Source organism: Streptococcus sp. CP1998 (assembly GCF_041026655.1).
In the GTDB taxonomy this organism is placed as follows: domain Bacteria; phylum Bacillota; class Bacilli; order Lactobacillales; family Streptococcaceae; genus Streptococcus; species Streptococcus dentalis.
The window spans coordinates 39,594-53,599 of sequence record NZ_CP163380.1; the positions used below are offsets into that span (position 1 = coordinate 39,594).

Genomic DNA, 14,006 nt, shown 5'->3' on the forward strand with positions numbered 1-14,006 from the left:
AGCAGATAAAGAACTTTTTTAAAAAAGGAAAAGAAAGAAAATGACTAAACGCGCACTAATTAGTGTTTCAGACAAAACGGGCATCGTTGAATATGCCCAAGAACTCAAAAAACTCGGTTGGGACATCATCTCAACAGGTGGTACTAAAGTTACCCTTGACAATGCTGGGGTGGATACTATCGCCATTGATGATGTGACTGGTTTCCCAGAAATGATGGATGGTCGTGTGAAGACTCTTCATCCAAATATCCACGGTGGTCTTCTTGCTCGTCGTGATCTCGATAGTCACCTAGAGGCTGCTAAGGACAACAAGATTGAATTGATCGATCTTGTGGTGGTCAACCTTTACCCATTCAAGGAAACCATCCTTAAGCCAGACGTGACTTACGCGGATGCGGTAGAAAACATCGATATTGGCGGGCCATCTATGCTTCGTTCGGCAGCTAAAAACCACGCTAGCGTAACAGTTGTGGTAGATCCTGCTGACTATACTGTGGTTCTGGACGAATTGGCAGCCAACGGCGAAACAAGTTACGAAACTCGCCAACGTTTGGCGACTAAAGTATTTCGCCATACGGCGACCTATGATGCTTTGATCGCAGAATACTTCACTGCTCAAGTAGGTGAAGAAAAACCTGAAAAACTCACTTTGACGTATGACCTTAAGCAACCAATGCGTTACGGTGAAAATCCTCAACAAGACGCAGATTTCTACCAAAAAGCTCTGCCAACGGATTACTCCATCGCTTCAGCGAAACAGTTGAACGGGAAAGAATTGTCCTTCAACAATATCCGTGACGCTGATGCGGCTATCCGGATCATCCGTGATTTCAAAGACCGTCCAACTGTTGTGGCTCTTAAACACATGAACCCATGTGGGATTGGTCAAGCTGACGACATCGAAACTGCTTGGGACTACGCTTATGAGTCTGATCCAGTATCCATCTTCGGTGGGATCGTGGTTCTCAACCGTGAGGTAGATGCTGCGACAGCTAAGAAGATGCATGGTGTTTTCCTTGAAATCATCATTGCACCAAGCTACACAGACGAAGCGCTTGAAATCTTGACAACCAAGAAGAAAAACTTGCGGATCCTTGCCTTGCCATTTGACGCTCAAGATGCTAGTGAAGTGGAAGCAGAATACACTGGTGTTGTTGGTGGTCTCCTCGTTCAAAACCAAGACGTTGTGAAAGAAAGCCCAGCTGACTGGCAAGTGGTGACGAAACGCCAACCAACTGAGACAGAAGCGACAGCTCTTGAGTTTGCTTGGAAAGCGATCAAGTATGTCAAATCAAATGGGATCATCGTAACTAATGACCACATGACACTTGGTGTTGGCCCAGGTCAAACCAACCGTGTGGCATCTGTCCGTATCGCTATTGATCAGGCTAAAGACCGTCTTGACGGCGCTGTTCTTGCTTCAGATGCCTTCTTCCCATTTGCAGATAATGTGGAAGAAATCGCTAAAGCAGGGATTAAAGCGATCATCCAGCCAGGTGGATCAGTTCGTGACCAAGAGTCAATCGAAGCGGCTGATAAATACGGCTTGACCATGATCTTCACAGGAGTGAGACATTTTAGACATTAATCAAAAAGGCTGGGCAAAAAATGTCCATCCTTTGATGTTTGATAGGAATAACTGCAAGACGCAGTGGTTGATTGGTATCTTTTTTCGCTTTTTAAGCTCCAAAGATAACCTAATCAACTGTGCGGGGGTGGGAAGACGAACTCCTTTTAAATAGTCTGAGTTCTTTCCCACTCCCTTTCTGCTGGTTATGAAGACCTTAATCTGGGTAGATATAGGTGACGGTTCCCCAGATGGGGTTGGTCGGATCGAACCAACCACGGAAGTTGTCGATATAGCGATGGCCGTTGTAGTTAGCCTCTTGGATCTGAATTTTTTGGTCATGTTCAACGTCTGTAACTAATGCGACATGGCCATATCCCCCATTGTCCCAACAGGCGATAGCGCCGACCTCTGGAGTGTCTCCTGTCCGGAATCCAGCAGCGCGTGCACTAGCTGCCCACATGCCGCCATTTCCCCACCAGTTGTGGGCCCAAGGGGCTAATTCTTTAGCTCCCCAGGTACACTCACCGATGGGGTAGGTGTTTCCTGGATGTGTCGCGAGTGGCGTGAGCTTTGGCTTTGTTTTTTCCACTTGAAAGGTAGTGGGGAATAGCCCTTTTAGTTGTCCCTGGCTTTTCTGGTAGACGTGGAGATGAAATAGCCCGCTTCCCTTGTGTTTTTGAGCCTGAAAGCGCAGTTGGAAATGTCCAGGTGCGATCTTCTTTGCGGGATACCAGACTAAATCATCCTGCCCATTTTCTTCTGACCAGATGGGGAATACAATCTCGTCAACGTCTTCGAACAACTTTAGGTCTACCTCAAATTCTTGTGAGGAGTTAGGTGTGATCGTGATTTTGGGATGGGAGGAGGCGAGGTCTTTTTGCTGGACGCTGGTCGTGAGAGGGTAAAGACCGGTTAGCTGTTCATTTGCCTCCACTCCATAGACATGGACATGATAAAGTCCGGCTTGATCAGAATGGTTGGTCAATGGCACTTGTAGGTCAAATCCCTTGTCACTGCGTTCCACAGGATACCAAATCAGGTCATCTTGGCCATTTTGGTCAGACCAGACGGGAACTTGGATCTTTTGATACTTATCCGGGACGTTTCCAAGATGAATCATCAGCTGCCCTTTTTCGGCATAGATAGCATTGGTCGCTTGATCTGCATGAGCAATAGAGGCTTGCATCCCCCATGTCGCACAAGTCAGTACGACAAATTTTTTGATCGTTTGCATAATACTCCTTTTCGTCAATTAGTAGGTCTCACCTATACTATTCGGAAAAAAATGAGAAATAGGAGAAAATAGCAAAAAATGTTTGGATTCTACTGAAAATAGGAGACTTTTGCTGAAATCATTAGAATAAAACGAACGATTATGATATAATTTAATAAAATAATTCGCAAAAGAGGTTCGAGATGAAACTTTTGGTTGTTGGATCTGGCGGTCGTGAGCATGCGATTGCCAAGAAATTGTTGGAGTCTAAAGACGTTGAGCAGGTTTTTGTGGCTCCTGGTAATGACGGGATGCGATTAGACGGTTTGGATTTGATCAATATCGGAATTTCCGAACATTCTAAGCTGATTGACTTCGCAAAAGCGAATGATGTTGCTTGGACCTTCATTGGTCCAGATGATGCTCTTGCGGCTGGCATCGTAGATGATTTCATTGCAGCTGGTCTCAAGGCTTTTGGTCCGACCAAGGCTGCAGCTGAGCTTGAGTGGTCTAAGGATTTTGCTAAGGAAATCATGGTCAAATACGACGTTCCGACAGCAGCCTATGGCACATTTTCAGATTTCGAGAAAGCCAAGTCCTACATCGAAGAAAAAGGTGCTCCAATCGTCGTCAAGGCAGACGGGCTGGCCCTTGGGAAAGGTGTCGTCGTTGCGGAGACCGTTGAGCAAGCCGTTGAAGCCGCTCACGAGATGCTTTTGGACAATAAATTTGGTGATTCAGGTGCGCGTGTAGTCATCGAGGAATTTCTTGACGGGGAAGAGTTTTCTCTCTTTGCCTTTGTCAATGGGGACAAGTTCTACATCATGCCAACAGCTCAGGACCACAAACGTGCCTACGATGGTGACAAGGGTCCGAACACTGGTGGAATGGGTGCCTATGCGCCAGTTCCTCACTTGCCACAGAGCGTGGTTGACACAGCGGTTGACACCATTGTCAAACCAGTTCTTGAAGGCATGATCAAAGAAGGGCGTCCGTACCTAGGTGTCCTTTACGCGGGGCTAATCTTGACAGCTGATGGACCGAAAGTCATCGAGTTCAACTCACGCTTTGGAGATCCAGAAACGCAAATCATCTTGCCTCGTTTGACATCTGACTTTGCACAAAATATCACCGATATTTTGGATGGCAAAGAGCCAGCCATCACTTGGACGGACAAGGGTGTGACACTTGGCGTGGTTGTAGCCTCAAACGGCTACCCACTCGCTTATGAGAAGGGTGTCAAACTTCCAGCCAAGACAGAGGGGGACATCATCACTTACTATGCTGGTGCCAAATTCGCTGAAAATGGCCAAGACCTTCTCTCAAACGGCGGACGTGTTTACATGCTTGTCACAACAGCAGCCACCGTCAAAGACGGCCAAAACATCATCTATAACGAACTCAATAAACAAAACACAGAAGGCTTGTTCTACCGAAACGATATCGGTAGCAAGGCGATAAAAGATTAACAGATACTAATTTTGTCATGGCGAGCGAAAGCGAGCCAAACTAAGATAATGGTCGTTTGATTTGCAAGCGTTAGCGAGCTAGTATAGGCTAATCGTTGCAGTAGTGGAACTCCTAGTAGCAGAGCTACTAGGAGCGGAAAACTGGAGACTCAGGCTCCAGTTTTAGTAATGGAACGCTACAGGCGGTCGCTTACGTCCGCACTACAATAGACGATTATCGAAAAAGGAGAAAAAATGAAACCAGTAATTTCCATTATTATGGGCTCAAAATCTGACTGGGCAACCATGCAAAAAGCTGCTGAAGTCCTCGATAACTTCGGCGTCGCTTACGAAAAGAAAGTTGTTTCCGCCCATAGGACGCCTGACCTCATGTTCAAACACGCCGAAGAAGCACGTAGCCGTGGCATCAAGGTCATCATCGCAGGTGCGGGTGGCGCGACTCACTTGCCAGGGATGGTCGCGGCTAAAACGACCCTTCCGGTTATCGGCGTACCCGTCAAATCACGTGCCCTTAGCGGTGTAGATTCACTTTATTCCATCGTTCAGATGCCAGGTGGAGTGCCTGTCGCAACTATGGCGATCGGTGAAGCAGGTGCGACTAACGCGGCCCTCTTTGCCCTCCGCCTTCTTTCGGTAGAGGACCAGGCTATTGCGACAGCGTTAGCGGATTTCGCAGAAGAACAAGGAAAAATCGCAGAGGAGTCTACAAATGAGCTCAACTAAAACCATTGGGATTATCGGTGGTGGCCAGCTCGGTCAGATGATAGCAATCTCAGCTATCTACATGGGGCACAAGGTTATCGCACTGGATCCAGCAGCTGATTGCCCAGCCTCTCGTGTGGCGGAAATCATCGTAGCTCCTTACGACGACGTGGATGCCCTTCGTCAGTTGGCAGATCGCTGTGATGTTCTCACTTATGAATTTGAAAATGTGGATGCTGACGGTTTGGATGCCGTTATCAAAGATGGACAACTCCCACAAGGGACAGACCTGCTTCGCATCTCCCAAAATCGCATTTTTGAGAAGGACTTTCTTTCCAACAAGGCACAAGTCACTGTGGCTCCTTACAAGGTCGTGACCTCAAGCAAAGACTTGTCAGATATCGACCTCTCGAAAAACTATGTTCTCAAGACGGCGACCGGTGGTTACGATGGCCATGGTCAGAAGGTCATTCGTTCAGAAGAAGATTTGGAAGAAGCCTATGCGCTAGCTGACTCGGCAGACTGTGTCTTGGAAGAATTTGTCAACTTTGATCTTGAAATTTCGGTCATCGTGTCTGGAAATGGCAAGGACGTGACGGTTTTCCCCGTTCAGGAAAATATCCACCGCAACAACATTCTTTCAAAAACCATTGTGCCCGCTCGCATTTCAGAAAGTCTAGCTGAAAAAGCCAAAGCCATGGCAGTACGCATCGCTGAACAACTGAACTTGTCTGGTACTCTTTGCGTGGAAATGTTTGCGACAGCTGATGACATCATTGTCAACGAAATCGCGCCACGTCCCCACAATTCAGGGCACTACTCAATCGAAGCTTGCGACTTTTCACAGTTTGATACCCATATTCTAGGTGTTCTCGGAGCACCACTTCCTGCTATTCACCTCCATGCACCAGCTGTCATGCTCAATGTCCTCGGCCAACACGTCGAAGCAGCTGAGCGTTATGTGACAGAAAATCCAAGCGCTCACCTCCACTTATATGGTAAACTAGAAGCAAAGCACAACCGAAAAATGGGACATGTGACTTTGTTTAGTAATGAACCAGACGAGGTTGAAGAGTTTGGGAAAGGAATTGATTTTTAAAATGGTAGAAGAATTCGATGATGTATTCGAAGATGATATCACTACTCTAACATTTACTTATGCGGACGATGTAGAGATTCCAGAAATTCCTGATGCAGAAGGGATTCATGTTGTAGAGATAACAAATAATCAATTAGTTATAAAGCATATCCGCGATGATGATGAGGTCTATGATTATATAAAGAGTTTTGGATTAACAAGTCGTCCTATAAAACTTTCGATTGAATTTTGTGTTTACGAAGATTCTGAGGAAGAATAGTATTTAAATTGAATGGGGAGAATATAGGATTCAACTCATCGTCAACTCATTTGTTAAACAAGAGAAGCCTGATAACTACTGAAGGAAAGGGATTGATTTTTAAGTGAAAATAGCGATTCTAGGACTTGGAGTCATCGGGACCGCTTATGCCTACGCCTTTCAAAAAGCAGGCCATCAAGTGGAACACGTACTGAGAGATAGTAAGAAAAGCACAGCTCCGAAGGAGTTGTCGGTTGATCTACTAGATGGTCGCTATCAATCCAAGGGTGAAAACAAACACGACACCTATGAGGTTCATGTGGCGGAAGCTGATTCGGAATATGATTTTATTTTTCTGAGTGTGCGTCATGGGTTTGTCAAAGAAGCTGTGGAGACCTTGCGAAAAAATAATATCAAAGGCACCCTCGTTTTCTTCTGTAATTTCTGGGATACTCGAAAAGAGGTCCAAGAGTGGGCAGGGGATTACGACTATATTCTGGCCTTTCCGACAGCGGGCGGTCACATGCAGGAGGACCATTTAGATGGTGTCTTGTTCGACCATTTAATGCTAGAAGGTGAGCAAAAAGCACACATTTCTAACTATGGTGATCTGACGACTTTACTGACTTCTGCAGATTTGAAGTGGGAAGTGCCTCATGATATGGTCGAGTGGATTTGGATTCACATGGCAATTAATGCAGGTGTCACTTCGACAGCTGCGCGTTCAGGAAATCTGGAAAACCCAGAAGAACTGGCTTTGAACTTGATGAATAGTTCATCGGAATTGTCATTGGCCATCAAGGCCATTCGAGAAGCCTTGAAAGTCGTAGAAGCTCGTGGAGTGAATTTGAAGCTTTACAAAGCAGAACTCTTACCTTATAAAATCCCGGCTTGGATAGCAGGAAAAGCCATGAAAGTCATGTTTGCGAAAAATGAGCTGACCCGAAAAATCATGACCTTACACAATGATAAACAGGACATCTTCTATTGTTGTCAAAGTGTTTATCTGACTGGTCAAGAATTAGGTGTGAAGATGCCTATTCTGGAAGCAAATATGAAGGGCATTTCGCTTTAGGAGGTTTTATGATTCAAATTATTGTCAACGCATTTATCGAAAAAGAGAAGACAGGAGCAGTCGTCGAAGTCTTGTATGCTAGTAGCGATCACGAAAAAGTGAAAGCTAAGTATGAAGAGCTGACTGCTCAATATCCTGCAAACTATTTAGCCATCTATGATCTGCCGATGGATACGGATTTGAATACACTCGATCACTATCCATCTGTGTGGATTGGAAAAGAAGAATTTGAATAAAACGACTGTTGGTTGCTAACTGATGTAAAACATCAAAAGAAAGGAAAATAAAAACATGATCGAACGTTACTCTCGCCCTGAAATGGCGAACATTTGGACTGAAGAAAATAAATACCGTGCTTGGCTTGAGGTGGAAATCTTGGCTGATGAAGCATGGGCTGAATTGGGAGAAATTCCTAAGGAAGATGTGGCTTTGATTCGTGAAAAAGCGGACTTTGACATCGACCGTATTTTGGAAATCGAGCAGCAAACACGTCACGATGTGGTTGCCTTCACACGTGCGGTTTCTGAAACGCTTGGCGAAGAGCGTAAGTGGGTTCACTATGGTTTGACTTCTACTGACGTGGTCGATACGGCCTATGGTTACCTCTACAAACAAGCCAACGACATCATCCGAAAGGACCTTGAAAACTTCCTTAACATCATCGCTGACAAAGCGAAAGAACACAAGTTCACAATCATGATGGGTCGTACCCACGGTGTGCACGCTGAACCTACAACTTTTGGTTTGAAATTGGCCACTTGGTACAGCGAAATGAAACGGAACATCGAGCGTTTTGAGCATGCAGCTGCTGGAGTGGAAGCTGGTAAGATTTCTGGTGCGGTTGGTAACTTTGCCAACATCCCACCATTCGTTGAAAAATACGTCTGCGACAAATTGGGTATCCGTGCTCAAGAAATCTCTACACAAGTGCTTCCTCGTGACCTTCACGCTGAGTACTTTGCAGTTCTTGCGAGCATCGCAACTTCTATCGAGCGGATGGCAACTGAAATTCGTGGTCTTCAAAAATCAGAACAACGTGAAGTGGAAGAGTTCTTTGCTAAAGGTCAAAAAGGATCTTCAGCAATGCCTCACAAACGGAACCCAATCGGTTCTGAAAACATGACAGGTCTTGCGCGTGTTATCCGTGGTCACATGGTCACAGCCTATGAAAACGTAGCCCTTTGGCATGAACGTGACATCTCTCACTCATCAGCTGAGCGCATCATTGCACCAGATACAACCATCTTGATTGACTACATGCTCAACCGTTTTGGAAACATCGTTAAGAACTTGACAGTCTTCCCAGAAAACATGATCCGCAACATGAACTCTACATTTGGTTTGATCTTCAGCCAACGTGCTATGTTGACTTTGATTGAAAAAGGCATGACGCGTGAGCAAGCTTACGACCTTGTTCAACCAAAGACTGCCCAATCATGGGATAACCAAGTAGACTTCAAGCCACTTCTTGAAGCAGATCCAGAAGTAACTTCACGTCTCACTCAAGAAGAAATCGACGAAATCTTCAACCCAACTTACTACACCAAACGGGTGGATGAAATCTTCGAACGCATCGGTTTGGGTGACTAATCGCAACGAAAAAGGGAATTTGAAAAATAGACGAAAAGAAGCAGAGGAATCTGCTTCTTTTTTAAACTTTTTATAGCTAAACTATCACTAATTATATATATTTTTAAAGAGGTCTTTAGAAATCGTTTTCAACATGCTATACTGGAGCTATAAAAAAGACCGAGATGTCTCAGTCTTTTTGGTTCTTAGTGATCGCGGTCACAGGAGATGAACTTGATCTTGTAGTAGTCACCGCGTTTATAGGTTTCCGTGTATTCAAGGATTTGGCCAGTCGCTTCTAGCTTGGTCGTCTTCACTTGTTTGACTGTTGGGAAATTTTCGTCGATCTTCAATACCTTAGCAATCTTGCTTGGTGTAGGAAAGACGATTTCGTTGACTTCTTCGAAGTGCTCGTCATTCATATGAATGTGGTAGTCTTCTTTGAAGCGATCATAGATAGAGCTGTAGTATTCCAAATTTGGATAGTTTGGATTGATGTATTGTTCGGGAACATAGGTTTGGTGGAAGATATAGGTATCATCCCCTGTATGGCGAGTCCGTTCGATTTTATAATAGAATTGCGTTGGGTTGAGGCCTAGTTTGTCTAGGATGCTCAAGGTATTTCCACGTTTAATAGAGAGAACTTTGACTTTGGCCTTTTGGATTGGGAAGGTTTCAACATCTGAAAATTCTACCAGTTTGTGTTTTCGAGCACGAGAAACAAAGGTTCCCTTTCCTTGCTGACGGACAATGTAGCCATCGGCGGCGAGGTCGTTCAAAGCACGGACAACGGTGATAGAGCTGACATCATAAATTTTGATGAGTTCAGCTTCCGTATAAAATTTATCTCCATTTTCAAATTTTCCTGAGATAATTTGCTGCTTCAAATCATCTTTGATGTGTTGGTACTTTGGAATTGCCATAGTGCTACCTCTCTTTAGATTTCTCTTATTTAACCCTATTTTAACATATTTTTTATAAAAGTGTTGACATTTTTCAAATAATTTATTATATTAATAAATGAAAAGGGTTACATATAAGAAAGGGGGGCGTTTATGGGAGTTTTTGAGATTCGCGATGCTTTCTATTTAAAAGGTCAACCCTTTAAGATTTTATCCGGAGCAATCCATTATTTCCGTATTGACCCAGCAGACTGGTATCATTCCTTGTATAATCTAAAAGCTTTGGGTTTTAACACGGTTGAGACCTATGTTCCTTGGAATGCGCATGAACCCCGCAAAGGGCAGTTTGACTTTAGTGGCCGATTGGATCTAGAGCGTTTCATTCAAACAGCCCAGTCCCTAGGACTTTACATGATTGTAAGGCCGTCGCCCTTTATCTGTGCAGAGTGGGAATTTGGTGGATTGCCAGCTTGGCTCTTAGAAGAAGACCTGCGAATCCGCTCATCAGACCCAGCCTTTATCGAAGCGGTGGATCGTTATTATGATCGCTTGCTTGGGTTGTTGACACCCTACCAAGTGGATCGGGGTGGTCCAATCCTTATGATGCAGGTGGAAAATGAGTACGGCTCTTATGGAGAAGATAAGGATTATCTTCGTGCCATTCGGGATTTGATGAAGGAAAAAGGCGTGACCTGTCCTCTCTTTACATCAGATGGTCCATGGCGAGCAACGCTAAGAGCAGGAACCTTGATCGAAGAAGACCTCTTCGTGACAGGAAACTTCGGTTCCAAAGCAGCCTATAACTTTGGTCAAATGAAAGAATTCTTTGACGAATACGGCAAGAGTTGGCCCTTGATGTGTATGGAATTCTGGGATGGCTGGTTTACCCGCTGGAAAGAACCTGTGATTCAAAGGGACCCAGAGGAGTTGGCTGAAGCTGTCCATGAGGTCTTGGAGTTTGGCTCCATTAATCTCTACATGTTTCATGGCGGAACCAATTTTGGCTTCATGAATGGTTGTTCAGCTCGGGGGACGCTTGATTTGCCACAGGTGACGTCCTATGACTATGGGGCTTTGCTCAATGAGCAGGGCAATCCGACGGAGAAGTATTATGCCATTCAAAAGATGATGGCGACCTATTATCCTGAATACCCACAGCAAGAACCACTTATCAAAGAGTGTTTACCAGAACAAACCTTGCAATTGGCGGCCAAGACTAGTCTTTTTGGGAATCTGGATAATTTGACTCAAGTCGAGACCAGCCTTTATCCCGAAAAGATGGAAGAGTTGGGGCAAACCACAGGTTATCTCCTATATGAGACAGACCTTGAGTTGGATGCGGAAGAAGAAAGACTGCGCATCATTGATGGTCGAGATCGGGTACAGATTTACCTGAATGATCAACATGTAGCAACGCAATACCAAACAGAGATCGGTGAAGATCTTTTTATCAAAGGAAAAAAGAAAGCGGTTACGAATTTAAAAATCTTGCTTGAGAATATGGGACGTGTCAACTATGGGCACAAGCTCTTGGCTGATAGCCAGCACAAGGGCATTCGCACAGGTGTCTGTGTGGATTTGCATTTCCACCTGCATTGGAAGCAGTACCCACTGGATTTACAAGATCTCAGTCAGCTCGATTTTTCAAAGGAATGGCAGGCAGGTGCTCCAGCATTTTACCGATATGATTTTCAGCTGGACCACACCCTTGACACTTATCTGGATATGACAGGATTTGGGAAAGGGGTCGTCTTTGTCAACGGCCACAACCTTGGTCGCTTCTGGGAGGTCGGACCGACCACTTCACTTTACGTGCCTCATGGTTTCCTCAAAGAAGGAACCAATAGCCTGATCGTCTTTGAGACAGAAGGGCGTTACCAAGAGACACTTGAACTTGTTCAACAACCTACATTTATCACAGTAAAGGGGGAAAACTTATGACTATTGTAGGATGCCGTATCGATGGACGTTTGATCCACGGGCAGGTAGCCAATCTTTGGACTACCAAACTAAATGTTTCACGTATCATGGTGATCGATGATGAAGTCGCTCAAAATGATATCGAAAAAAGTGGCTTGAAACTAGCGACACCACCTGGTGTTAAGCTTAGTATCTTGCCAGTCGCAAAGGCTGCGGAAAATATCTTGGCTGGAAAATATGATAGCCAACGACTCTTTATCGTAGCTCGCAAACCAGATCGTTTCCTTCGTTTGATCGAAGCAGGCGTTCAGCTTGAAACGCTGAATGTCGGCAATATGTCTCAATCTGATGAGACACGTGCGATTACCCGCTCGATCAATGTGGTGGATGCGGATGTGGAAGACTTCAACAAGATCCACGAAAAAGGTGTAAAGATTACGTCTCAAATGGTGCCAAACGACACTGCAGAAGACTTTATGAAGTTATTAAAGTAAAAGAAAATTTTTAGGAGGAAATTGTCATGATACAATGGTGGCAAATTTTACTACTTACTTTGTACTCAGCTTATCAAATCTGTGATGAGTTGACGATTGTTTCATCAGCAGGCTCACCAGTCTTTGCTGGTTTCATTACAGGACTTGTTATGGGGGATTTAGGAACAGGTCTCTTTATCGGAGCGTCTCTCCAATTGACAGTGCTCGGTGTAGGTACTTTCGGTGGAGCTTCTCGTATTGACGCCACTTCTGGTGCCGTTCTTGCAACTGCCTTTTCAGTAGCGCAAGGTATTAAACCAGAAATTGCGATTTCAACTATTGCCGTTCCCGTAGCTGCTCTCTTGACCTATGCAGATATCCTTGGCCGTATGAGTACTACTGCCTTTGCACACCGTATTGATGCGGCGATCGAACGCTTTGATTATAAAGGAATTGAACGCAACTACCTTCTTGGTGCTGTTCCTTGGGCTCTCTCTCGTGCCCTTCCAGTCTTCTTGGCTCTTGCCTTTGGTGGTGCTTTTGTCCAATCTGTTGTTGACTTTGTTGCAAAATATCAATGGTTCGCAAACGGCTTGACTCTTGCAGGACGTATGCTTCCTGGTCTTGGATTTGCGATCTTGCTTCACTACTTGCCTGTGAAACGTCACCTTCACTATCTTGCCCTTGGTTTTGGCTTGACAGCGATGTTGACAGTGCTTTACAGCAATGTTCAAAGTGTTGGTGCTGCAATTTCTGCTATGCTTGGAACAGATGCGTTTGCAAAACTTCCAAAAGAACAAATGGTTGCCTTCACAAACAACTTCAAATCTGTATCTATGATCGGGGTTGCCATCATCGGTATCTTCCTTGCAGTGCAACACTTTAAAAACAGCCAACGTACAGTTGTAGCTGCTCCAGCAAGCAATGTAGAAAGCGGGGAAATTGAAGATGACGAATTCTAATAACTACAAACTCACTAAAGAGGATTTTAAACAAATCAACAAACGTAGCCTCTTCACCTTCCAATTAGGTTGGAACTACGAACGGATGCAGGCTTCTGGTTACCTTTACATGCTTCTTCCACAATTGCGGAAAATGTATGGAGATGGCACACCTGAATTGAAAGAAATGATGAAATTGCATACGCAATTCTTCAATACTTCTCCATTCTTCCACACCATTATCACTGGTTTTGATTTGGCTTTGGAAGAAAAAGATGGTGTCAACTCTAAAGATGCGGTTAACGGGATCAAGACAGGTCTCATGGGACCATTTGCCCCTCTTGGAGACTCTATCTTTGGATCTTTGGTTCCAGCTATTATGGGATCTATTGCAGCAACCATCGCGTCACAAGGTCAACCATGGGGTATCTTCCTTTGGATTGCTGTGGCAGTTGCTTATGATATCTTCCGTTGGAAACAGTTGGAATTCGCTTATAAAGAAGGTACCAACTTAATCAACAACATGCAAAGTACCTTGACAGCTTTGATCGAAGCAGCTTCTGTACTTGGTATCTTCATGGTCGGTGCCTTGATTGCAACGATGATCAATGTGGATGTAACCTGGATGCCACACATCGGGGACAAAGCCATCGATATCCAAGACATGCTCAATTTGATCTTCCCACGCTTGGTTCCAGCTATTATCACAGGTGTGATTTACTGGTTGCTTGGACGTAAAGGAATGAACTCAACTAAAGCTATCTTGTTGATTATCGTCGCAGCGATTGCCTTCTCTGCCTTTGGTCATTTCTGCTTCGGCATGCAGTAATGGAGT

Annotated in this window: 14 protein-coding genes; 12 read left to right on the plus strand and 2 right to left on the minus strand. The window is 44.7% G+C overall.

Annotated elements, in window-relative coordinates; all coding sequences use genetic code 11:
• The first annotated feature begins 40 nt into the window (after positions 1 to 40).
• Complete coding sequence (purH, locus tag AB4X21_RS00275; RefSeq protein ID WP_369087962.1) at positions 41 to 1,588, plus strand: bifunctional phosphoribosylaminoimidazolecarboxamide formyltransferase/IMP cyclohydrolase; 1,548 nt, start codon at positions 41 to 43, stop codon at positions 1,586 to 1,588.
• A 196-nt stretch (positions 1,589 to 1,784) separates the two neighbouring features.
• Here the strand turns inward: purH and AB4X21_RS00280 are convergent, their stop codons facing one another.
• Positions 1,785 to 2,804 carry a GBS Bsp-like repeat-containing protein gene (locus AB4X21_RS00280; RefSeq protein WP_369087963.1) on the minus strand — a complete coding sequence of 340 codons (1,020 nt, stop codon included), beginning with the start codon at positions 2,802 to 2,804 and terminating at the stop codon, positions 1,785 to 1,787.
• 182 nt (positions 2,805 to 2,986) lie between these two features.
• Between AB4X21_RS00280 and purD the strand changes: the two genes are divergently transcribed.
• The 7 genes from purD (at position 2,987) to purB (ending at position 8,956) form a co-directional block, all read left to right on the plus strand.
• Complete coding sequence (gene purD, locus AB4X21_RS00285) at positions 2,987 to 4,252, plus strand: phosphoribosylamine--glycine ligase (RefSeq protein WP_369087964.1); 1,266 nt, start codon at positions 2,987 to 2,989, stop codon at positions 4,250 to 4,252.
• Positions 4,253 to 4,486: 234 nt separating this feature from the next.
• Positions 4,487 to 4,975 carry a 5-(carboxyamino)imidazole ribonucleotide mutase gene (gene purE, locus AB4X21_RS00290; protein ID WP_369087965.1) on the plus strand — a complete coding sequence of 163 codons (489 nt, stop codon included), beginning with the start codon at positions 4,487 to 4,489 and terminating at the stop codon, positions 4,973 to 4,975.
• Positions 4,962 to 6,053: a 5-(carboxyamino)imidazole ribonucleotide synthase gene (gene purK, locus AB4X21_RS00295; RefSeq protein ID WP_369087966.1), complete on the plus strand. Its 1,092-nt coding sequence runs from the start codon at positions 4,962 to 4,964 to the stop codon at positions 6,051 to 6,053. Before purE ends, purK begins: the two co-directional genes overlap by 14 nt.
• 1 nt (position 6,054) lies before the next feature.
• Complete coding sequence (locus AB4X21_RS00300; RefSeq protein WP_141751558.1) at positions 6,055 to 6,312, plus strand: hypothetical protein; 258 nt, start codon at positions 6,055 to 6,057, stop codon at positions 6,310 to 6,312.
• A 103-nt stretch (positions 6,313 to 6,415) separates the two neighbouring features.
• Positions 6,416 to 7,366 carry a ketopantoate reductase family protein gene (locus AB4X21_RS00305; protein ID WP_369087967.1) on the plus strand — a complete coding sequence of 317 codons (951 nt, stop codon included), beginning with the start codon at positions 6,416 to 6,418 and terminating at the stop codon, positions 7,364 to 7,366.
• Positions 7,367 to 7,374: 8 nt separating this feature from the next.
• A complete protein-coding gene (locus tag AB4X21_RS00310; protein ID WP_369087968.1) occupies positions 7,375 to 7,602 on the plus strand; it encodes a phosphoribosylaminoimidazole carboxylase in 228 nt (75 codons plus the stop codon).
• Between the two features lie 55 nt (positions 7,603 to 7,657).
• Positions 7,658 to 8,956 (plus strand): adenylosuccinate lyase, encoded by a 1,299-nt coding sequence (purB, locus tag AB4X21_RS00315; protein ID WP_003013885.1) that lies wholly within the window; start codon positions 7,658 to 7,660, stop codon positions 8,954 to 8,956.
• Between the two features lie 185 nt (positions 8,957 to 9,141).
• Here the strand turns inward: purB and AB4X21_RS00320 are convergent, their stop codons facing one another.
• A complete protein-coding gene (locus tag AB4X21_RS00320; RefSeq protein WP_003013995.1) occupies positions 9,142 to 9,858 on the minus strand; it encodes a GntR family transcriptional regulator in 717 nt (238 codons plus the stop codon).
• A 132-nt stretch (positions 9,859 to 9,990) separates the two neighbouring features.
• Here AB4X21_RS00320 and AB4X21_RS00325 point away from each other — a divergent pair, with 132 nt between their 5' ends.
• The 4 genes from AB4X21_RS00325 to AB4X21_RS00340 are packed head-to-tail and all read left to right on the plus strand — an operon-like array spanning position 9,991 to position 14,000.
• The gene (locus tag AB4X21_RS00325) at positions 9,991 to 11,778 is read left to right on the plus strand and encodes a beta-galactosidase (protein ID WP_369087969.1); all 1,788 of its coding nucleotides are present in this window, start codon (positions 9,991 to 9,993) and stop codon (positions 11,776 to 11,778) included.
• Entirely contained in the window at positions 11,775 to 12,251 is a 477-nt protein-coding gene (locus AB4X21_RS00330; RefSeq protein WP_003009322.1) for a PTS system mannose/fructose/N-acetylgalactosamine-transporter subunit IIB, read from the plus strand. The genes AB4X21_RS00325 and AB4X21_RS00330 overlap by 4 nt, the downstream gene beginning before the upstream one ends.
• 26 nt (positions 12,252 to 12,277) lie before the next feature.
• The gene (locus tag AB4X21_RS00335) at positions 12,278 to 13,192 is read left to right on the plus strand and encodes a PTS mannose/fructose/sorbose/N-acetylgalactosamine transporter subunit IIC (RefSeq protein WP_003013827.1); all 915 of its coding nucleotides are present in this window, start codon (positions 12,278 to 12,280) and stop codon (positions 13,190 to 13,192) included.
• Positions 13,179 to 14,000 carry a PTS system mannose/fructose/sorbose family transporter subunit IID gene (locus AB4X21_RS00340; protein WP_003002374.1) on the plus strand — a complete coding sequence of 274 codons (822 nt, stop codon included), beginning with the start codon at positions 13,179 to 13,181 and terminating at the stop codon, positions 13,998 to 14,000. Before AB4X21_RS00335 ends, AB4X21_RS00340 begins: the two co-directional genes overlap by 14 nt.
• Positions 14,001 to 14,006 lie beyond the last annotated feature (6 nt).